This window comes from Haloarcula laminariae, from assembly GCF_025457605.1.
In the GTDB taxonomy this organism is placed as follows: Archaea; Halobacteriota; Halobacteria; order Halobacteriales; family Haloarculaceae; genus Haloarcula; species Haloarcula laminariae.
Window position 1 is genome coordinate 1,927,572 of record NZ_JAMZFY010000001.1, and the last position, 20,197, is coordinate 1,947,768.

Annotated in this window: 21 protein-coding genes; 7 read left to right on the top strand and 14 right to left on the bottom strand. The window is 65.3% G+C overall.

The genetic code is table 11. From position 1 onward, the window contains the following. Positions 1-19 precede the first annotated feature (19 nt). Together NJQ98_RS09905 and NJQ98_RS09910 are read right to left on the bottom strand one after the other, a co-directional pair. Positions 20-1,873, bottom strand: coding sequence for an acetyl/propionyl/methylcrotonyl-CoA carboxylase subunit alpha (locus tag NJQ98_RS09905; protein WP_262178128.1), 1,854 nt, complete (start codon positions 1,871-1,873; stop codon positions 20-22). 93 nt (positions 1,874-1,966) lie between these two features. Continuing rightward, entirely contained in the window at positions 1,967-3,517 is a 1,551-nt protein-coding gene (locus tag NJQ98_RS09910; RefSeq protein ID WP_262178130.1) for an acyl-CoA carboxylase subunit beta, read from the bottom strand. A gap of 234 nt (positions 3,518-3,751) precedes the next feature. Here NJQ98_RS09910 and NJQ98_RS09915 point away from each other — a divergent pair, with 234 nt between their 5' ends. Further along, on the top strand, positions 3,752-4,375 hold the full coding sequence (locus NJQ98_RS09915; protein WP_262178785.1) for a uracil-DNA glycosylase family protein: 624 nt from the start codon (positions 3,752-3,754) through the stop codon (positions 4,373-4,375). Here the strand turns inward: NJQ98_RS09915 and NJQ98_RS09920 are convergent, their stop codons facing one another. Beyond that, a complete protein-coding gene (locus NJQ98_RS09920; protein WP_262178132.1) occupies positions 4,376-5,164 on the bottom strand; it encodes a helix-turn-helix transcriptional regulator in 789 nt (262 codons plus the stop codon). Between the two features lie 220 nt (positions 5,165-5,384). On the opposite strand from NJQ98_RS09920, the gene NJQ98_RS09925 reads away from it, so the two are divergent. Together NJQ98_RS09925 and NJQ98_RS09930 are read left to right on the top strand one after the other, a co-directional pair. After that, positions 5,385-6,326, top strand: a complete 942-nt coding sequence (locus NJQ98_RS09925; RefSeq protein WP_262178133.1) for a DMT family transporter — start codon at positions 5,385-5,387, stop codon at positions 6,324-6,326. A 45-nt stretch (positions 6,327-6,371) separates the two neighbouring features. After that, the gene (locus NJQ98_RS09930) at positions 6,372-6,809 is read left to right on the top strand and encodes a DUF555 domain-containing protein (protein WP_262178135.1); all 438 of its coding nucleotides are present in this window, start codon (positions 6,372-6,374) and stop codon (positions 6,807-6,809) included. A 45-nt stretch (positions 6,810-6,854) separates the two neighbouring features. Here the strand turns inward: NJQ98_RS09930 and NJQ98_RS09935 are convergent, their stop codons facing one another. Continuing rightward, positions 6,855-7,091: a UPF0058 family protein gene (locus NJQ98_RS09935; RefSeq protein WP_220587732.1), complete on the bottom strand. Its 237-nt coding sequence runs from the start codon at positions 7,089-7,091 to the stop codon at positions 6,855-6,857. Between the two features lie 175 nt (positions 7,092-7,266). Between NJQ98_RS09935 and NJQ98_RS09940 the strand changes: the two genes are divergently transcribed. Continuing rightward, complete coding sequence (locus NJQ98_RS09940; RefSeq protein WP_262178138.1) at positions 7,267-7,677, top strand: translation initiation factor IF-2 subunit beta; 411 nt, start codon at positions 7,267-7,269, stop codon at positions 7,675-7,677. Between the two features lies 1 nt (position 7,678). On the opposite strand, the gene NJQ98_RS09945 is transcribed toward NJQ98_RS09940, so the two are convergent. The 6 genes from NJQ98_RS09945 to NJQ98_RS09970 all read right to left on the bottom strand — a co-directional run bounded on the left by NJQ98_RS09945 (position 7,679) and on the right by NJQ98_RS09970 (position 12,293). Further along, complete coding sequence (locus NJQ98_RS09945; protein ID WP_262178140.1) at positions 7,679-7,858, bottom strand: DUF7836 family putative zinc-binding protein; 180 nt, start codon at positions 7,856-7,858, stop codon at positions 7,679-7,681. A gap of 53 nt (positions 7,859-7,911) precedes the next feature. Then, the gene (locus NJQ98_RS09950) at positions 7,912-8,883 is read right to left on the bottom strand and encodes a transcription initiation factor IIB (RefSeq protein ID WP_262178143.1); all 972 of its coding nucleotides are present in this window, start codon (positions 8,881-8,883) and stop codon (positions 7,912-7,914) included. A 145-nt stretch (positions 8,884-9,028) separates the two neighbouring features. Beyond that, entirely contained in the window at positions 9,029-11,041 is a 2,013-nt protein-coding gene (locus NJQ98_RS09955; RefSeq protein WP_262178145.1) for a DUF7282 domain-containing protein, read from the bottom strand. A gap of 260 nt (positions 11,042-11,301) precedes the next feature. After that, the gene (locus NJQ98_RS09960) at positions 11,302-11,607 is read right to left on the bottom strand and encodes a DUF8036 family membrane protein (protein ID WP_262178147.1); all 306 of its coding nucleotides are present in this window, start codon (positions 11,605-11,607) and stop codon (positions 11,302-11,304) included. 54 nt (positions 11,608-11,661) lie between these two features. Next, positions 11,662-11,937: an ArsR/SmtB family transcription factor gene (locus tag NJQ98_RS09965; RefSeq protein ID WP_262178149.1), complete on the bottom strand. Its 276-nt coding sequence runs from the start codon at positions 11,935-11,937 to the stop codon at positions 11,662-11,664. A 71-nt stretch (positions 11,938-12,008) separates the two neighbouring features. After that, positions 12,009-12,293 carry a DUF357 domain-containing protein gene (locus NJQ98_RS09970; RefSeq protein WP_262178151.1) on the bottom strand — a complete coding sequence of 95 codons (285 nt, stop codon included), beginning with the start codon at positions 12,291-12,293 and terminating at the stop codon, positions 12,009-12,011. Between the two features lie 115 nt (positions 12,294-12,408). Between NJQ98_RS09970 and NJQ98_RS09975 the strand changes: the two genes are divergently transcribed. Further along, the gene (locus NJQ98_RS09975; RefSeq protein ID WP_262178153.1) at positions 12,409-13,455 is read left to right on the top strand and encodes an NAD(P)/FAD-dependent oxidoreductase; all 1,047 of its coding nucleotides are present in this window, start codon (positions 12,409-12,411) and stop codon (positions 13,453-13,455) included. A 164-nt stretch (positions 13,456-13,619) separates the two neighbouring features. On the opposite strand, the gene NJQ98_RS09980 is transcribed toward NJQ98_RS09975, so the two are convergent. From NJQ98_RS09980 to NJQ98_RS09990, 3 genes are all read right to left on the bottom strand, one after another. Continuing rightward, entirely contained in the window at positions 13,620-14,087 is a 468-nt protein-coding gene (locus NJQ98_RS09980; RefSeq protein ID WP_262178155.1) for a GNAT family N-acetyltransferase, read from the bottom strand. A 184-nt stretch (positions 14,088-14,271) separates the two neighbouring features. Beyond that, positions 14,272-15,201, bottom strand: a complete 930-nt coding sequence (locus NJQ98_RS09985; RefSeq protein ID WP_262178158.1) for a DUF4352 domain-containing protein — start codon at positions 15,199-15,201, stop codon at positions 14,272-14,274. Positions 15,202-15,520: 319 nt separating this feature from the next. After that, positions 15,521-17,044 carry an aldehyde dehydrogenase family protein gene (locus tag NJQ98_RS09990; RefSeq protein ID WP_262178160.1) on the bottom strand — a complete coding sequence of 508 codons (1,524 nt, stop codon included), beginning with the start codon at positions 17,042-17,044 and terminating at the stop codon, positions 15,521-15,523. Between the two features lie 167 nt (positions 17,045-17,211). On the opposite strand from NJQ98_RS09990, the gene NJQ98_RS09995 reads away from it, so the two are divergent. After that, positions 17,212-17,934, top strand: a complete 723-nt coding sequence (locus NJQ98_RS09995) for a helix-turn-helix domain-containing protein (protein ID WP_262178162.1) — start codon at positions 17,212-17,214, stop codon at positions 17,932-17,934. A 37-nt stretch (positions 17,935-17,971) separates the two neighbouring features. Here NJQ98_RS09995 and NJQ98_RS10000 read toward each other — a convergent pair whose 3' ends face one another. After that, positions 17,972-18,799: a proline dehydrogenase family protein gene (locus NJQ98_RS10000; protein ID WP_262178164.1), complete on the bottom strand. Its 828-nt coding sequence runs from the start codon at positions 18,797-18,799 to the stop codon at positions 17,972-17,974. Positions 18,800-19,006: 207 nt separating this feature from the next. Here NJQ98_RS10000 and NJQ98_RS10005 point away from each other — a divergent pair, with 207 nt between their 5' ends. Next, positions 19,007-20,191, top strand: coding sequence for an ABC transporter substrate-binding protein (locus tag NJQ98_RS10005; protein ID WP_262178167.1), 1,185 nt, complete (start codon positions 19,007-19,009; stop codon positions 20,189-20,191). Positions 20,192-20,197: the final 6 nt, after the last annotated feature.

Consider the following 20,197-nt stretch of genomic DNA (forward strand, 5'->3'; position numbering starts at 1 on the left):
ACAACGATAGAGAGTTTACCTACTCCGACCCGATGACGAAGAGCAGGTCGCCCATGTCGACGGAGTCGCCCTCGCCGATGGCGACGTCCTTGACGACGCCGCCCCGCTCGGCCACGATGTCGTTTTCCATCTTCATCGCTTCGAGCACGCAGAGCACGTCGCCGGCCGCGATTTCGTCGCCCTCGTCGACGCTCACTTCGAGGATAGTACCCTGCATCTCCGCGGTGACCTCCTGGCCCTCGACGCTGGAGCCGCCACCGCCGTCGCCCGAGCCGCCACCGCCGCCGGACCGGTCGGGCCGATTCCCGCCGCCGGAGGTGTCGACGTCGCCGACGTCGATGGGCGGGGCGCCGTGCTCCTCCAGGTCCACGTCGAAGCGCTTGCCGTTGACCTCGACGGTGAACTCCCGCTCGACGACCTCCTCGTCCTCGTCGTCCCCGGCGGACTCGGTCACAGTACCCCACCGCTCCTGGGCGTCCTCGATGCGGGACTTCTCTAGGGTCTCGTCGAGATACTTGGTCGTGTGGGTGGAGTTGACGAACTCCTCGTCGGTGAGCATCAGCCGGTGGAAGGGGATGACCGTCGGGAACCCCTCGATGTCGAACTCAGCGAGCGCCCGCTTCCCGCGCTCGATGACCTCCTCGCGGTCGCTCCCGGAGACGATGAGCTTCGCTATCATCGAGTCGTAGTCGGTGACGAGTTCGTCGCCCTGCCGGAGGGCGTCGTCCATCCGCACGCCGATGCCGCCGGGCGGGTCGTACACCTCCAGCTCGCCGCTGTTTGCCGGCGCGAAGTCCTCCGCGGCGTTCTCCGCGTTGATGCGGAACTCCATGGCGTGGCCCTCGATGTCGACGTCGTCCTGGTCGAAGGAGAGGCGCTCGTCCTGGGCGACCCGAATCTGCCACTTGACGATGTCGATGTCGGTTATCTCCTCGGTGACGCAGTGTTCGACCTGGATGCGCGTGTTGACTTCGAGGAAGTAGAAGTTCGCATCGGGACCGAGGACCTCGTCGGGCCCGCGCTCGGGGTCCTCCTCGACGAGGAACTCGACGGTGCCGGCGTTGTAGTAGTCGGCCGCGCGGACGCCGCGGCGGGCGGCCTCGCCGATTTTCTCACGGAGCTCGTCCGAGAGGGCGGCGGAGGGCCCCTCTTCGATGACCTTCTGGTGACGGCGCTGGAGCGAGCAGTCCCGTTCGCCCAGGTGGCGGACGTTACCCTCGTGGTCGGCGATTATCTGGACCTCGATGTGGCGCGGGTTCTCCAGGTAGCGTTCGAGGTACACCGAGTCGTTCGAGAAGTACGCCTCCCCCTCCCGCTTTGCCGACTCCAGTTGCTCCTCGGCCTCGTCGGCGCTGTGGACGATTTTCATCCCGCGGCCGCCGCCGCCGCCCTCGGCCTTGATGGCGATGGGGAACCCGTTCTCCTCCCCGAACTCGACGACCTCCTCGGGCTCGGTGACGGGGTCGGTCGTCCCCGGGACGATGGGCACGTCGGCGTCCTGCATGATGTTTCGGGCCTTCGTCTTCTCCCCGAGTTTCTCCATGGCGTCGCCGGCGGGGCCGATCCACGTGACGCCGTCGGCGGCCTCGACCTTCCGGGCGAAGTCCGCGTTCTCGGCGAGGAAGCCGTAGCCGGGGTGGATGGCGTCGGCGTCGGCCTGCTGGGCCGTCTCGATGATGGCCTCCTGGTCCAGATAGGAGTCGGCGGCCCGGGCCGGTCCGACGTTGTACGCCTCGTCGGCGTAGCGAACGTGTCCGGAGTGTTTGTCCGCCTCGGAGTAGACCGCGACCGTTCCGATGCCCAACTCGTCGCACGCGCGCATGACACGAACCGCGATTTCCCCGCGGTTGGCGACGAGCACCTTATCAAACATACTCGCTCATACTGAGACTCGCCCCATAAAACTAGGCGGATTCACACCCGACGGTGACCCACGACGGAATCGCCCGGCGCTCGCCGGCCGTCGCTACAGCGGGATGTTGCCGTGTTTGCGGTCGGGCTGGTCCTTGCGCTTGTTCCGCAACAGCTCCAGGTCCGAGATGAGCCGCGGCCGTGTCTCGGCGGGCTCCAGCACGTCGTCGACGAAGCCCCGCTCGGCGGCGGTGTAGGGGTTCGCGAAGGCGTCGCGGTACTCGTCGATGAGTTGTTGGCGGCGGGCCTCGACGTCGTCGGCGTCCTCCAGTTCGTCGCTGTAGAGGACGTTGACGGCGCCCTGGGGCCCCATCACCGCGATTTCGGCCATCGGCCAGGCGTAGTTGACGTCGGCGCCGATGTGCTTCGAGGCCATCACGTCGTAGGCACCGCCGTAGGCCTTGCGGGTGATGACCGTCAGCAGCGGCACCGTCGCCTCGCTGTAGGCGTACAGCAGCTTCGCGCCGTGGGTGATGATACCGTTTTTCTCCTGGTCCTTCCCCGGCATGAAGCCGGGCACGTCGACGAAGGTGATGATGGGGATGTTGAACGCGTCACAGAAGCGGACGAACCGGGCGGCCTTCCGCGACGCTTCGATGTCCAGCGTCCCCGCGTTGAACCGCGGTTGGTTGCCGACGACGCCGACGCTATGCCCGTCCAGTCGGGCGAAGCCGGTGATGATGTTGCGGGCGAACCCCTCGGCGACCTCGAAAAAGGAGTCCTCGTCGAGGACGCTCCCGATGACCTCGGTCATGTCGTAGGGTTTCTGCGGGGCGTCCGGCACCGTATCGACCAGGCTCTCGTCGCGGCGCTCGGGGTCGTCCCAGGGCTCGACGCGGGGTGGGTCGGCGACGTTGTTCGGCGGGAGATAGGAGAGCAGATAGCGGATGTCGTCCAGCGCGTCCTTCTCGTCGGCGGCCGTGAAGTGTGCGACCCCCGACTCCGTGGCGTGGGTGTTCGCGCCGCCGAGCTCGTCGAACCCCACCTCCTCGCCGGTGACCGTCTCGATGACGTCCGGCCCGGTGATGAACATGTGGCTGGTCTCCTCGACCATGTAGACGAAGTCGGTGATGGCGGGGGAGTACACCGCGCCGCCGGCACACGGGCCCATGATGGCCGATATCTGCGGGACTACGCCGCTCGCTTTCTGGTTCCGGTGGAAGATGTCGGCATAGCCCGCGAGCGAGTCGATGCCCTCCTGGATGCGGGCGCCGGCCGAATCGTTCAGCCCGATGATGGGGGCGCCGTTCTCGATGGCCTTGTCCATCACCTTACAGACCTTCTGGGCGAAGGCCTCCCCCAGCGACCCGCCGAAGACGGTGAAGTCGTGGGCGAAGACGTAGACGCGCTCGCCGTTTACCTTCCCGTAGCCGACGACGACGCCGTCGCCGGGGACGTGCTTTTCGTCCATGTCAAAGTTCGTCGAGCGGTGTTCGCGCAGGGCGTCTATCTCGACGAACGTGTCGTCGTCGAGGAAGTAGTCGATGCGCTCGCGGGCGGTGAGTTTCCCCTTCTCGTGTTGGGCCTCGATACGCTCCTCGCCGCCGCCCCGCTCCGCGGCCGCCTTGCGCTCGCGTAGCTCTTCGATGCGGTCGTCGTGGCTCATCTGCGGTCACCGGTCCGGGACCCGAACATACCGGTGCGTCGGGGCCGGATGAGAAAAGCGTTGCCCGGCGCGGGGCGCCGGAGTCGGGTTGATTTGCCCGGGAACGGCACTTCGGAACGTCGCAGGGCTCGGTCGGGCAGTCAGCGCCGACCCCGACAGAGTGGGGCGGTACGTTCCGTGGCGGCCGTTGCACAAACCGTCGAAGTTTTGACCGCCCTGCTCCTCACACCGCTCGTGAAGAACGTCACGGCAACGCTGCACAACCCCTTCGGCTTCGAGGCGCCGTGTGAGCCGTTCGTCCCAGGATACGGCGATGCGAACGCCGACTTCCACGTCATCGGTGACAACCCCCGCGTCCACGGCGGGGGCGAGTCGGGGATTCCCTTTACCGGAACCGCCGCCGCCGAGCGTCTCCAGCGGGCGCTCGTCGCCGGCGGCCTGCTCGCCGAGGCCGGCACGCCGCCGACCGTCGAGAAGACGTACCTCTCCTATCTGTACATGTGTGGCGACCGCGAGCCGACCGACGACGACTACGCGGACCACGAACCGCTGTTCGACACCGAGGTCCGGGCCATCACCTCCCACGTCCTGTTCCCGGTCGGCGAACGGGCGACGAGACACGTCTTCGAGAACATGACCGCCGAGCGGGCCGAGGACGTGGTGATGGACGAGCTCCACGCCACGGAGGTCCGGGGGAGCGGGTGGCTGGTCTACCCGATAAAGGAGCCCGCCGACTGGACCGACGCCGACGAGGACGCGCTGGTGGCGGCCCTGACTGCGCTGCTGGCGACTGACTACCGCCAGGAAGCCGAACTCGGCCGGTTCCTCCCCGGCGACGACGTCTGGCGGGTCCGGTAATCAGCCGTCTAAGTCCTCGGCCGTCAGCGGCTCGGAGTTCACGCGGTAGTGTTCGTAGCGGCGCTGAGCCCACTCCCTGACGGCGGGGTCGGTCGTATCGACCGACGCCTGGACCACTCCGCGGTCGTCACGGACCAGGAAATTGACCACGTCGTCGGCGACGGTGACGGCCACCGGAATGTCGCCGTCCGCCACCCGGACGCCGGCCGACGGGGCCGAGACCACGCGCCGGAGTCGTGCCCGGAGCGTCTCGTCGGCCGTCAGCGAGTCGACGGCGCCGCGGGTGAGCACCGCCTCGAACTCCTGTGCCCCGAGGCGGTCGGCCACGACCGAGAGGCTCTGGTCGTTGAGCGCGTGCGAGAACGCCGTCACCGACTCGGCGTCCCGCATGAGCGCCAGCAACCGCTGGAGCGGGGCGTTCGGCCGTGTCTGGGTCGGCGTGACGATAGTCGCGTCGGCCAGGTGCCGCAGGTCGAACTCCATGGCCTCGGTCGGGAGGTAGGCGACCACGTCGCGTAGCTCCCGCTCGACCGCCATCACGTCCAGGAGGTCGCGAAACCCCTCGGCGACGAGCCGCCCGGTCGCCGTCGCCGCGTAGCCGCCGTCTATTCGCGTCGCCCAGTCGCGGTCCTCGAAGTCCCCGAGGATACGGCCCAGCGTGGCCTGGGAGGCCCCGGTCGCCTCGGCCAGCTCCGAGCGGGTCCGCCGTCCCTCGGCGAGCGATTCGAGGACCGTGACCCGATTGGGAGAGAGCGCGAGGAACTCTATCTCCGCCAGCGTCTCCTCCATACCGGCCGGTCGCCCGCCGGACACAAAACGGTTTTCGTGTCGTGAAATACTTTCACGACGTGAAACCGGGGCGGGGGCCGCCGGTTCTCGGCCGACGTGTAAGGATTTCTGAACGGACCTATACCGGTCGCGACCCTACCGAACGTACGATGATACAGTCCCCCAACTCGGTTTCTCGGTGCAGTGTCCCCGGCCGTCCGTTCGGTGTGGTCGCATAACTGTGGTCTCACGAAAGACTATCCTGCTCGGTGCGCTGGTAAGCGTCCTCTTCGGCGGGACCTTCGTCGCGACGAAGTCGGGACTGGCCCAGTTTCCCCCGCTGTTGTTCGTGGCCCTTCGCTACGACGTGGCCGCGGTCGTCCTGGGTGCCTACGTCCTGGCGACGCGCTCGGGCGCGGCGCTGGTTCCGCGGACCCGCGGCGACATTGCCGGCATCCTCGCGACCGGACTGGTCGCGCTCGGACTGACCAACGCCCTCCTGTTCGTCGGACAGGCCGACGCGACGAGCGCCGTCGGCGCCATCCTCTTCAGCCTCAACCCCATCCTGACGCCGGTGTTCGCCGCCCTGTTGCTGACCGACGAGCGCCTCTCACTGCGGGGCGGTATCGGCCTCGCCGTCGGCCTGCTGGGCGTCGCACTGGTGGTCAACCCCGACCCCGCTACGTTCACCAGCGGCGGTATCGGCAAGCTACTGCTCTTCGCCGGCGCGGTCACCGGCGCGCTGGGGAGCGTCCTCATCCGGTGGAGCGACGGCGACCTGGACAGCACCGTCCGGACGGCCTGGGGCCTCCCGGTCGGCGCGGCGCTGTGTCACGCCTTGAGCCTCGGCGCCGGCGAGTCCGTCGGCGCGGTCCAGTGGGGGCTCCCGGCGCTGCTCGCGCTGGGCTACGTCGGCGTCTTCGCCGGCGCCGTCGCGTACGTGGCGTACTTCGGCCTGCTCGACCGTACCGGCGCGACCAACGCCAACCTCGTGTTCTACGTGGTCCCGGTCGTCTCGACGCTGGGCGGGTGGGCGCTGCTGGGCGAGAGTATCGCTCCGATAGCCGGTGTGGGCTTCCTCGTCGTCTTCGCCGGGTTCGCGATTCTGGGCAGCGAGTCCATCTCCCTCCCGTTCTCGGGCGGGCCGCCGCCTCGAAGCACCGGCCACGTCGACGCCGACTAGTCAACCGGGCGAACCTTCTTAGTATTGGCCAGTGAACATACCTTCATGGACTGCAGAGTTGTCGTCGAGGCCGCCGTCCCGGTCTACGACGTGGGTACGGCCGACGAGGCCGTCCGCATCGCCATCTCGAAGACCGGCGAGATGCTCAACCCCGACCTGAACTACGTCGAGATAAACATGGGTGAGCGGGTGTGTCCCCACTGCCACGAGTCGCTCGACCCGGCGTTCATCGCGGCCGACGAGAGCCTAGTCGCGCTGGAACTGGAGATGACGGTGTTCAACGTCGAGCGCGACGAACACGCCTCCCGCATCGCGCGCAAGGAGATCGGGCAGCGACTGACGAACATCCCGCTCGACGTCGTGGAGATAGAGCAACTCCCCGACGACGAGGAGGACGCCGACAGCGAGAACGCCGACAGCGAAGACGCCGACCCGTCCGAGGGCGACGTGCTCCCGGAGTTCGAGGAGCTCATCGACGAGTAAGGCGGTGGCTACGCGAGTCACTGACGGGAGAGGAGAAATCGAATCTCAGTCCGCGGCGGCAGAAACCGGCTCTTTCTCTTCGGCGGTCATCTCGGAGGTGATACCGTTCGCGATGGCGAAGACGGCGGCCTTGTGGTCCGTCTTCGACTTGTGGATAGATGTCGGCTTGACGCCGAGTTCGGCGTATTCGTCGTGTTCCACTTCGGAACCCGACTCCGCTTCGTAGTGGTTCTGTACTTGTGCAAGCAGGCCGTGAAGGTGAATAAGCTCCTGCTTCTTCATGGTCATCCCTTGCTAGAAACCGAGGGGTTATAGTACTATCCTGAGTTGAGTTAACACACTCCTCCGGCATGATAGAACGTGAAGAACAGGGTCCGAGAGCCGCGAAAACAGGGGGCGGCGACGAACTACCTCCGAGGCTGAAAGGTTTTTGAGGGCGGCCCGACGACCAGCCCGTATGGACTACGACGACATGCTCGACAGAGCGGCGAACGAGACGGCAGACGTTACGGGCACTGACGAGCGCCTCTCCGTGCCCGACCCCGAGGTCCGCCAGGAGGGGTCGGTCACCGTCGTCGAGAACTTCCAGCGGCTGTGTGACAGCCTCGGCCGGGAGCCGACACACCTGCTCGGGTTCCTCCAGCGGGAGGTCGGCACCAGCGGTCACATCGACGAGAGCGGGCGTGCCCGGGTGACCGGCTCCTTCGACGCGGCCCGTGTCGGCGACGCCGTCGACGCGTACGTCGAGGCGTACGTGCGCTGTTCGGAGTGTGGTCTCCCCGATACGCGACTGGAGACGGAGGGCGACGTGACGCTCCTGCGCTGTGAGGCCTGCGGGGCGCGCTCGGCCACCCCGAGTGACGACTAGGCTACTGGAGCCCCTTCATCGTCTGCAGGTCGCGGTCCGTCCGGGCGAACTCGGCGAGCCGACGGCTCGCGTGGCAGTTCGGGCAGTGAAAGACGGTGTCGTGTGACGGCAGTTCCGACGGGGTCGATTCCCAGTCTTTGCCACACTCCGGACAGAGCAATCGCACATAGGCTTCCTCCATGTGTACCAGTGTCACACACGGGGACCTTACAAAAAGATATCGTCAACCCCGGTCTACGCGGGGACGCCGTCGGCTTCCAGCAGCTCCTTGTAGCGGTTCCGGATAGTGACCTCGGAGATGCTGGCCACCTCGCTGACCTCGCTCTGTGTCACCTTGTCGTTCGTCAGCAGTGCGGCCGCGTAGACGGCGGCGGCCGCGAGCCCGACCGGTGATTTGCCCGAGAGCAGGCCGGCCTGGCGAGCGCCCTCGATGAGTTCGCGGGCCCGCCGTTCGGTCTCGTCGGTCAGGTCGAGGTCGGAGACGAACCGGGGGAGGTACTGCTCGGGGTCGGCGGGCTGGACTTCGAGGTTCAGCTCGCGGACGATGTAGCGGTACGTCCTGGTAAGCTCCATCTTATCGACCCGGGAGACGACGGCCATCTCGTCGAGCGAGCGGGGGCTACCGGCCATCCGTGCGGAGGCGTACAGCGCCGCCGTCGCCACGCCCTCGATGGAGCGGCCCGGCAGGAGGTCCTCGCCCAGCGCCCGGCGGTAGATGACGCTCGCGGTCTCGCGGACGTTCTGGGGCAGGCCCAGCGCCGACGCCATGCGGTCTATCTCACCCAGCGCCTGCTTGAGGTTGCGCTCCTTGGAGTCGCGGGTGCGGAAGCGCTCGTTCCAGGTGCGAAGCCGTTGCATCTTCTGGCGCTGCTCGCTGGACAGGGAGCGCCCGTACGCGTCCTTGTTCTGCCACCCGATGTTGGTCGAGAGGCCCTTGTCGTGCATCATGTTCGTCGTCGGGGCGCCGACGCGGGACTTGCGGTCTCGCTCGGACGAGTCGAACGCGCGCCACTCGGGGCCGCGGTCGATGCTGTCCTCCTCGATGACGAGCCCACAGTCCGTACAGACCGTCTCGCCGTGTTCGGTGTCCGTCTTGACGGTGCCGCTACACTCCGGGCAGACGTCCTGCCGTTCCGTCGTCTCCTCGCTGACTGTCTCGTTCTGTGTGCGCTCCCTCGTGTTGCTGCGTACTGGTGATTCGCTCATGATGATAGGGGACCGGCGTTGCCTTATTCGTAATGTTCAAACAGTGCTTACCAAGTCTCTCTTACCTATAGTTAGTCCGAAAAGTATATAAAGTTTTCGTAGGTCGTGATACCGAGCCTCACGGCAGAGACCCGGTGTTTCCGGGCTACTCCTGGCTGCGGACCGCGAGCAGCGCTACGGCGAGAACCGCCAGTAGCGCGACGATACCGGTGAATCCGGGGCCCGAGCCGCCGGTCGTCTGGGCCGGCGTGTCCTCGGTCATTCCCGTCATCGTCTCGGTCATCTGGTCGGTGGGCTCGCCGCCGTCCATCGTCTGGACGGTCACCGGCGCCGAAGCCACGACGGCCCCGGGCGAGAAGCTGGTCGCGTACGGCCCGTCCGCGCTCCCGCCGCTCTGCTCGAAGGTGTAGGCCTCGTTTCCGTCGGTGTCGCGGTGGGCCATCGGGACGAGCGTCGTGTTCGCGCTGACGGGCTCGTCAAGCGTGACAGTGACGTTCTCGTGGGTGCCCGGCGAAAGGTACGCCGAGGTGCCGCGGATGCTGTCGAAGGTCGCACCCTCCAGCAGCGTCGCGTCGTGGACCGTCACGAAGCCGCCGTCCTGCAGCGTGACCGACTCGACGGTCACGGACTCGCCGTCGGTGGACTGGGCCGCGAAGTCGATGCTGGCCTCGATAGTGACGTTCGCCGAGTCGACGACCGCGCCTCCGTCGGCCGTGTACGGACCGTCGTCCGCGCCGTCACTGGTCACGAAGTCGTACGTCTCGTCGCCGTCCGTGTCGAAGTGAGGCATCGCGGTGAGCGCCTGGCTGCTGGTGAGTCGCTCGTCGAGCGCCACCGTGACGTCCTCGTGGACGCCCGCCCCGAGGTAGTCGGAGGAGCCGACCACGGCGCCGGTCGGCCCGTGGATGGCGACGAAGCCGCCCTCGCTCATGTCGACGCTGTCGACCGTGACGGCGTTCCCACCGCTGAGCTGGGAGTCCATCGAGACGGTCGCCGAGACGGTGACATCCGCAGCGTCCGTCACGGCCCCGTCCGCATCCGCGTAGGGACCGTCGTTGCTGCCGTCGCTCTGGACGAAGCTGTAGTTCGCGTCGCCGTCACTGTCCATGTGGGACATCGCGACGAGCGTCGTGTCGTTGGAGACAGCGTTGTCGAGCGTGACCGTCACGTCGGTGTGGTAGCCCGCGTCGAGGTACATCGAGGTGCCGCGGACGCTGTCGAAGGTCTGGCCCTCGGTGACCGTGCTGTCGTGGATGGTGACGAAGCCGCTCTCGGGGACGAAGACGGAGTCGACCGTCACCGCGTTGCCGCCGGTGACCTGGTCGCTCATACTGACCATCGCCGTATCGGAGAGCGTCACGGCGGCCGTGTCGACGACGGCGCCGTCGGCGTTCGCGTAGGGACCGTCGTTGCTGCCGTCGCTCTGTTCGAAGGTGTAGGTCTCGTCGCTGTCGGTGTCACGGTGGGCCATCGGGACGAGCGTGGTGTTCTCGGTGACGGGGTCGTCGAGTACGACGCGGACGTCCTCGTGGACGCCTGCGCCGAGATACTGTGAGGTGCCGCGGATGCTCTCGAACGTCTGGCCCTCGGTGACGGTGGCGTCGTGGACCGTGACGAAACCGCCCTCGCTCAGGACGACGCGGTCGACGACGACGCTGTCGCCGGCGGTCGGCTGGTCGGACATCGAGACGGACGCCGAGGGGGTGACCGTGGCGCTGTCGACGACGAGGTCCCCGTCAGCGGTGTAGGGACCGTCCGTCGAGGCGTTCGAGGCGACGAACTCGTAGGTCCGGTCGCCGTCGGTCTCCCGGTGTGCCATCGCCGTGTAGCTCCCCTCGCTGACGGGGTCAGTGAGCGTCACGGTGACGTTGTCGTGCGTGCCCGGGCCGAGGTACTGTGAGGTGCCCGCCACGCTGCCGAGCGTGTCGCCGTCGGCCAGCGAGGGGCCGTGGATGGTGACGTAGCCGCCGTCGGGGAGCGTCACGGAGTCGACCGTGACCGTCTCGCCGCCGGTCGTCTGGTTCTCGAACGTGACAGTCGCCGCGTCGCCCTGCTGTGCCAGTTCGGCGTCGGTTCCGGTCTCGGCCGCGGTCACGCCGGCGAGGCCGGAGGTGACGACGGTGAGCGCGATCAGTGCTGTGAGGATGCGTTTCCGCATACGCTCCCTTCCGATGGGTATTAAAAATGGATTTGCCGAACTACGGCCGGACTGTCACCCAATTTGCGCCATACTTCGGCTACGTCCGGTGGTTTCTGTCCGGATAGCCGTCACGACGCGGCAGACGCAACACCGGATAAAACAGCGGTGGGACCGGGTGCCTGCTGTCCGTCGTGGAGCGGTCGCTCCGTGCGTGCGGAGGATAGTCTCAAGAGTTCACGGTGGTACAATCGACCGAGCGGGAACTGACCCAATCCGTCTCAGTCCCACGTGACCCACGTCAGGACGGCGATAGCCACCGTCTCGAAGACGTGGAGCGCCAGCATCGCCTGCCAGGCGGGGTCGGGCACAGCGGTGCTGAACCATACTCGCAGTAGCGGGTTCAGGGAGTAGAAGTACAGAGCGAAGACGTTCTCGCCCAGCAACAGCAGGGCAAACAGCAACAGGCCGAGCGTGTGCTTCGACCGGATGCTGTAGTAGTTGCGCCCCCACACGTAGATGAGCGCCGCTAAGAGGAGGACGTTGAGTCCCACCGCGGCCCGTGCGAGGTCAATCCAGCCGACCATTACGTGACCCTTTCCCGCTTTCCGGGATATACTCTTTCCCAATTTCAGCCATACTCACGCTTCGCTCTCCATTATCTGCTCTACCGTGTCCCAGTAGTTGCGGACGCGGTCGGTCGGGAGGTACACCGCACCGTAGTCGTCGCCGCTGTCGGTGAGGATGTCGTTCTCCGCCAGTACGTCAAGGTGATGCCGCACCGTCTTGTAGTCGAGGTCCAGTTGCTCGGCCAGTTTGTTGGCGTTTCGCGGCCGTTCGTCGACCGCCCGCAGAATCCGAATGCGGTTCGCTCCGCCCCGCGTACTCGTCAGCACGTACCACAGGACGGCCTCCATCGATGGGAGCAACTCGGGGTGGCTACGTAAGCCCACCGCCTCGGGGCGTGGGCACCTTACCGGCCCAGTAGTTACTGCGTAAACAGATGTCCGTCCGTCGGCACGTCGAAGAGACCGATGCGGGCGCCCGCGTCCAGCCACGCGTGCCCGTAGGAGAACGACGCCAGGGCGTTGACCGGGTCGTCCTCCTCGCGGAAGTGGCGCCCGTCCTCCAGATACGAGGCCGCCATCTCCGCACACTCCAGGGCGGCGTCGTGCATCGGCGTCCCCTCCGGCGGTGCGATTTCGGCGGCGTCGACGGCCTCGGCGAGCAGTCCCTCGTAGCGGTCGGTCTTCTCCGCGAGGTCGGCAGGCATACACGAAGCAGTCCCGGCGGCGGCCTAATTCTACCGACTCGGCGCGTCGGTCGCGGCCGCGTGCGCCCGAGCGGACAGCGCAACGTACAAACCGAATCACACCCAACCCGGAACCATGACCGACGACGCTATCGAACACCGCCGACTCATCGTCGCGGGGACCGGCATCGCCGGGCTCACAGCGGCCATCTACGCGGCACGCTCCAACAACGACCCGCTCGTTCTGGAAGGGGACGAGCCCGGCGGTCAGCTCACGCTGACCAGCGAGGTCGAGAACTACCCCGGCTTCCCGGAGGGGCTGTCGGGTCCGGACCTCATCAACAAGATGAAAGAGCAGGCCGAGCAGTTCGGGTCCGAGCTCGAACACGGCATCGTCACGGACATCGAGGGCGACGAGCGCCCGTTCCGCGTCGAGCTCCGGGACGGGACCGTCTACACCTGCGACGCCTTCATCGCGGCGTCCGGGGCCAGCGCCCGCACCCTCGGGGTCCCGGGCGAGGACGAGCTGATGGGCTACGGCGTCTCGACGTGTGCCACCTGCGACGGCGCCTTCTTCCGCGGCGAGGACATGCTCGTCGTCGGCGGCGGCGACGCGGCCATGGAGGAAGCGCACTTCCTCACGAAGTTCGCCGACACCGTCTACATCGCCCACCGCCGCGAGGAGTTCCGTGCCGAGGACTACTGGATAGACAAAGTGGGGAAGAAAGTCGAGTCGGGCGACATCGAGATACTGCGAAACACCGAGCTGCTGGAGATGCACGGCTCCCCAGAGGAGGGCGTCGACCACGTGACGCTGGCGCAGAACGACGAGGGCTACCCCTCCGAGAAGCTCGACGACCCGGCGACCGAGACCTTCGACTTCGACGTGGGCGCCGTCTTCATCGCCATCGGCCACACGCCGAACACCGACTACCTCGAAGACACCGACGTCGAACTGGACGAGACCGGCTACATCGTCGCGAAGGGCGGCAAGGGCGGCGACCAGACCGCCACCGACGTCGAGGGCATCTTCGCGGCCGGCGACGTGGTCGACTACCACTACCAGCAGGCCGTGACGGCGGCGGGAATGGGCTGTAAGGCCGCCATCGACGCCGACGAGTACCTCGAAGACCGGCCCGAGGCCGAAGCCGAGTCCGAGGCCGCTGCGGAAGCCGACGACTGAGTCCGTCGGCTCCCGCTCGGCGTGTTTAGACGTCGAACACGTACGCTAGCCCGGCGTGCCTGACGGGGTCGTTGCGTTGACGTCGTCGGCGGATAGCTTGAATTGTAGACTGGTACTGGAATCGTCTCCAGTCTGGAACCAGCCGGTCAGCCAGAGTGTACGTTTTACAGCCCCTTCTCCATGATTGGGGCATCATAGGGCCGGTCACTGAGTCGTTCGATTCCGACCCGCTCATATCCGGCCCGGCGATACCAGTCTTCGAGAAACGGATGACCGGAGAGTGTCCGGAGCCGAACTGACTCCCGGCCTTCTGCTCTCAGGGACTCCTCTGCGGATTCGAGAAGGAGTGTCCCTACTCCCTGCGTCTGGTGGTCCGGCGAGACAGCAAGCCGCCCGATTTCCGGCATGTTCCACTCCGGGCGCGGAATAATCTGGACAACGCCGACGATCTCTTCTGCGTCGATAGCAACTAGCACCCTCCGATTGTGGATCCACTCAGCAACATCATCTGCACCACACTCAAGAACGCTTGACGGGAACCCTATCCGCTTGTTCCCCTCGTATGCACGGTGGTACAGCTCAACTAGCGCCGGTACGTCCGCAGTCCTCGCGTTCTGTACTTCAGGCGCCACACTCCGTATTCTCCAGCTCCCTGAATGAATATTTCGTTGTCCGATATTTCACCTGTACTGACTGATTCAAGGCTTGTATGAGAAGTCGTAACTACTGAAGTCGCTTTGTTGTAGTGTTTGCTGAGAGAATCTGTTGCTCAATAGACCTGCTTACCGAACACTATCCAGACAACGAGACAGCGATTTACGGATTCCAGTTGACTCTTTTTTCCGTCACACCGATGACTTCATCCCAGGTGACTGTGAGGTCCTGTCTTTCCGCACTGCGGTTAACATCGAAGAACTGGTACCCTTGGAGGGTCTCCCCCGGTGCCAGTTCCCGGTTGAACCCGAGTTTATCGTAGTTCGCTGCGGTGTCTCCCTTCAGAGAGTAGTCATAGCTTTCCTCCCCCGTTCTGACATGCAGATTCCTGGCGCTGGACGGATTAACTGTATCGTCTCCGGTGTTTTCTCCGCTGTATTTCACGATGACGAATTTGCCGTTGTCGGGCCGTACATCGTTCCCCTCCTCGTCCTCGTAGCTGTCCTGCACTACTATCTCGTCTATACTCATCTTGACGCCTTTCACGTTTGTGTAGTCCTCCCCGAGGGAAAGGTCCCGCGCCACGACCGAGGTGTCTGCCTCGACATCGTAGTCTTCGATGCTCAACCTGAAACTGCCGAGGTTGTCCCCCGCAATCTCCTGTGAAAACGTCTCCGTCTCCCCCGGCTCAATCACACCGCCGATATCGAAGCCGGCATCCGCATACTTGCTGTAATCCAACGCCTCACTGGTGATTTGACCACGCTTCGTGAAGTTACCTTCAGCGTTCCCGGAGTTTCTCACTTGTAACTTCAGCGAAGCGGTTTCACCCAGCTCCATCTCGTCGGTTATCTGTAATGAAACGACCTCAAAATTCGGTTCCGAGTTCGCCGCATCTTCACCATTGGAACCGTCCTGCGGAGTATCAGTATCCCCATCAGTTACGTCATCCGTGGTGCTCTCATCAGCGGGAGTCCTTTCCTCAGAAGAGTTGTCACTGGTACATCCCGCGATAGCAGCCAGTCCTGCTGTACCGACTGCAAGGATATACTCTCTGCGCGATTCGCGTAAATTGCTTGATTGCCGGTCCATGGGCAAAGACCGCCCCTCCTGACAGATAATAGTTGATAACTGAATGTCAACGACACTGTCCAACGCCTGACGGAATCCTGCATAGTTCGCGGGTGTCAGACGGTCACTATGCTCACTGTACTGACCGTAACCGGGTCAGAATCTAGCATCTGCTAACGACTTCAACAGAGCCACTAAAGGGGAAACCGGTCCGATAGAAAAACGACCGCCTGCCCGTCAGTCCGACCCGCTGTGGGGCACCCAGCCACACTGCTCGCAGACCTCGACGCCGCCGTCTACCCGGAGCGGTTCACTACACTGCGGACAGACGGTGACGGCCTCAGTCATCGTCCTCGGTGATGATGTCGGCCGAGAGGCCCTGTGCCATCCGGATGTCCTTGGAGTTGTTCAGCGTCCAGGCGGTACGGTCGGTGACGGCCTCGATTATCTCGCGGGCCGAGGGGTAGCCGTTACCGGACTTCTTGACTCCGCCGAAGGGGAGCTGGACCTCGGCTCCGATACACGGGAGGTTCCCGTAGGCGAGCCCGAGTTCGGCGTGGTCGCGGTAGTAGTTTATCTGGCGGTAGTCCTCCGAGACGATGGCGCCGGCCAGCCCGTAGTCGGTGTCGTTCTGTATCTCGACGGCCCGCTTGATGTCGCCGTCGTAGGGAAGCAGGGCGACGTGGGGACCGAACACCTCCTCCTGCGTACAGCGCAGGTCGGCGTCGGGGTCGGCCTCGTAGACGAACGGGCCGACCCAGTGGCCGTCCCCGTGGCCGTCGGGAATCTCGTCGGCGTCCAGCTCGGTCCGGTCGACCAGCACCTCGACGCCCTCCTCGCGGGCGAGGTCGCGGTACTCGGTCACCTTCTCCAAGTGCTCGGCCTCGATGAGCGGGCCCATGAACGTGTCCTCCTGCAGCGGGTCGCCGACGGCGACCTTGCTGGCGGCGTCGACGAACCGCTCCTTGAACTCGTCGTAGACGTCCGTGTGGACGATGAGCCGCTCCGAGGAGACACACCGCTGGCCGGTGGTCTTGAACGAGGACATCACGGCCGAGTGGACGGCGATGTCCAGGTCGGCTTCCTCGGTGATGACGACGGCGTTCTTCCCGCCCATCTCGCAGGCCGCGCGTTTCCCGGACTCGGAACCGACCGTGTCGGCTATCTGGTGGCCGACCTCGGCCGAGCCGGTAAAGAGGACCGTCGGGACGCGGTCGTCGTCGACGATAGCGGCACCCGCGTCCCCGAAGCCCTGGATCATGTTGAACACGCCGTCGGGGAGACCGGCGTCTTCGAACATCTCCGCGACGATCTGGGCACACCACGGGGTCTGTTCGGCGGGCTTCCAGACGACGGTGTTGCCCTCGACTAGGGCGACGGCCATGTGCCAGTACGGGATGGCGATGGGGAAGTTCCACGGCGTGATACAGCCGGTGACGCCCCTGGGTTTGCGCCGCATGTAGGCGTCCTTTTCGGCGATTTCCGAGGGGATGATGTCGCCGCTCGGGTGGCGCGCGTCGCCGGCGGCCCACTCGACCATGTGGGCGGCCTCGACCACGTCGGCCCGCCCCTCGCTTATCTCCTTCCCGCACTCCTTCGTGACAATCTCCCCGAGTTCGTCGGTGCGGTCCCGAAGCTCGTGGTAGACGTCCCAGAGGTACTCCGCGCGGTCGATACGGGAGAGTTCGCGCCACTCCTCGTAGGCCTCGTCGGCGGCCGCGACGGCCTCGTCTACGTCCGCCGGCGTGCCGCGCTGGAACTCGGCCAGCGGTTCGCCCGTCGCCGGGTTCTCGCTCTCGAACGTCTCGGTACCGTGACCAGTGACCCACTCGCCGTCGATGTAGTGCTGGTATGTCTCTGCCATTACCCCACATACGAACAGCCCAGCCCAAAACCCCCGTCCGACCATGGGCGGTGGTCGTAATCACCCGTTTTGGGCAGTGAGGCGCACGTCTGTGGGCCCACCCGACCATGGGCGGCAGAACTTTGGTAAAGCAACACATGGATACGGGTACAACGTGTACTGTACTCATGGCGGCCATTGACCAGACCGAGACGACGTGGCTCACCCTCGACCTCTGGCACCCGAACTGCTGGGCGATAAAGGCGACCGGAAAGGCAACCGGCGGCGTTCTGGCCCACTCTATCTACACCTCCCCGAAGACGGACGGGAACCACACCGGGAAGGTCAAGGGGCTGTTCACCGCGTTCGCGGACGACGAGGCCGAAGTGACGGCGCTGCTCGACGAGATACGCGACTCCGAACTCACCGGCGAGCTCTCCGAACTCCGGGAACGATTCGGGCGCGAGCGCGACGCCCCCGGGAACGTGGTCCGGGAGTTCTTCGTCGAGTACGACCCCGACGACATGGTGTGTCCGACGCTGCTGGAACACGGGTTCGTCCACAACGCCCCCGTCCGTATCGAGAACGGGCGCGAGGAGTGGCAGGTCTGTTTCGTCAACGAGCGCTCCGAGATAGACGACGCGCTGGACCGGGTCCGCGAGGAGGCCGGCGCGGAGGTCAGAATCGACTCCATCACGACGAGCGAGGCCGCCACGACGACCACCCGGAACCAGCGCCTCGACAAGCTCACCGCCAAACAGCGGGACGTGTTCGAACACGCGCGCCAGGCGGGCTACTACGAGTGGCCCCGGCAGTGTGACACCCGGGAGCTAGCGGCCGACCTCGACGTCTCCAAGACCACCCTGCTAGAGCATCTCAGAAAAGCCGAAGCGAAACTGCTCGACCCCTGACTCGGACGCGGTGAGAACCGGGAGAAGGGACTCGGTCTCAGGGACTGACGACGGCCCGGAGCGCGAACAGGGCATTTGCCTTGCGTTCGCGGATACGGCGGTAGAAGTAGGAGAACCACTTGGTGCCGTAGGGGATGTACTGGTACACCTCGTACTCCTCGGCCAGCTCGAACTGCGCGCTCTCGCGGACGCCCGTGAGCATCTGTACCTCGAAGGGGGTCCCGTGTTCCTCGTGGAGTTCCTTCGCGAGGTCGACCATCGCCGGGTCGTGGCTCCCGACGGCGATGCCGTCGTCGAAGTGCTCGAACATGTAGGTCAGGTACTCGCGGTACATCTCGTCGACCTTCGACTTCTCCTTGTAGGCTATCTCGGCCGGCGGGTCGTAGGCCCCCTTGACCAGCCGGACCTTCCCCGGGCAGTCGGCCAGCCGTTCGAGAATATCACCGGTCCGCTTGAGGTTCGCCTGGACGCAGACACCCACGTCACCGTCTGTCTCGCGCGCGTGGCGCTCGAAGGCGTCGAGCGTCACGTCGACCGTGTCGTGGTCCTCCATATCGACCCAGACGAAACAGTCGACGCCCTCGACGATGCGTGCGAGGTTCTCCTCGAACGCCTGGTCGCCTACCTCCAGACCTATCTGGCTCGGCTTGACGGAGATACAGCCGTCGAGACCGCGGCGTTCGAGCCCCTCGGCGAGTTCGATGTACGCGTCGGCGTCCGCGTCCGCGTCCGCGCGGTCCTCGTAGTGTTCGCCCAGTAGGTTGAGGATGCCTTTCACGCCCCGTTCGTTCAGCTCCGCCACGTGGTCCAGCGCCTCCGTCGCGGTCTCGCCGGCCACGAAGTTGTTCGCAATGGGGGGTATCATACACGAAGTGATGCGGCAGACGGCCCTATATCCGGACCCTACCAAATAATTCTGACACGAAGGTTGTGAAATATACCCTGAGGAATCGGAGAGACCGGTAAAACTAATGTCGCCCGACCATGGTAGGGACACCATTGAGGCACATCTGTGAAAACTATTGAATCACCCATGCGAAAAAGTACCACAACGTCGCTCGACCGGCGAACGATGCTGAAACTGACTGGCGGTGCCGGAGTCGTCGGTCTGGCCGGCTGTAGCTCGTTCGGGAACGGGAACGAGGCGTACAACATCGGGATGGTCGACGCCCAGACGGGCTCGCTGTCGGCCTTCGGCGAGCGGAACCAGCGCGGGAAGGACCTCGCCCTGTCGGCCGTCAACGACGTCGGCATCAACGGCAGCGACTTGCAGATAACCGTCGAGGACTCGGGGAGCGAGAACCAGGGCGGGATTTCGGCCGCCCAGAAGCTCGTCAACCAGGACGGCGTCCCATTCCTCATCGGCGCCGTCGGCTCCGGCGTCTCGCTCGCCATCTACGAGAGCGTCATCGAGGGGACGGACGTCGTCCAGCTCTCACAGAACTCGACCGGGCTCGGGCTGACCGAGTTCCCTGGGCTGTTGCGGATGTCGCCGTCGGGCCGGACGCAGGCCGTCGCGCTCGCGGACCTCATCGCCGAGGACGGCTACGACGAGGTGGCGCTGACCTACGTGAACAACGACTACGGCCAGAGCCTGGCCGACGCGTTCGTCGACTCCTGGGAAGGGTCGGTCGCCTACAACAACTCCCACGACCAGGAACAGCAGTCCTACGCCTCCGTCATCTCCGAGATGAACGACTCCGGCGCTGACGCCTGGCTGTTCATCACCTACCAGTCGGAGTTCAGTTCGATGGTCAACGAGATCTACTCCAACGGCTACGAGGCGATGCTCTATGGCGCCGACTCCGTCTCGGGCGACAACGTCATCGAGAATACCCCCGAGGGCAGCATGGAGGGAATGAAGATTCTCGTCCCGTCCGCGCCCGTAGAGGAGCAGAACTACCAGGACTTCGCCTCGGCCTTCGAGGACGAGTACGACCAGTCCCCCACCTCGTGGGCGGCCTACGCCTACGACTGTGTAATCACCGCGGCCCTCTCGATTCAGGCCGCCGACGAGTTCACCGGCGCGGCGCTCGGCGAGGTCGTCCGGGACGTGACCCGCCCCGAGGGCGAGCAGGTCACCTCCTTCGAGGCCGCGAGCGAGATTCTCTCGGACGGCGGCGGTCCGAGCGACGTGGACTACCAGGGCGTCAGCGGCCCCATCGACTTCGACGAAAACGGTGATCCGGTCGGCTTCCTGCAAGTCCTGGAGGTTCAGGACCACAGCTACGAGGGCATCGACTTCATCAGCTCATAGGCCGAG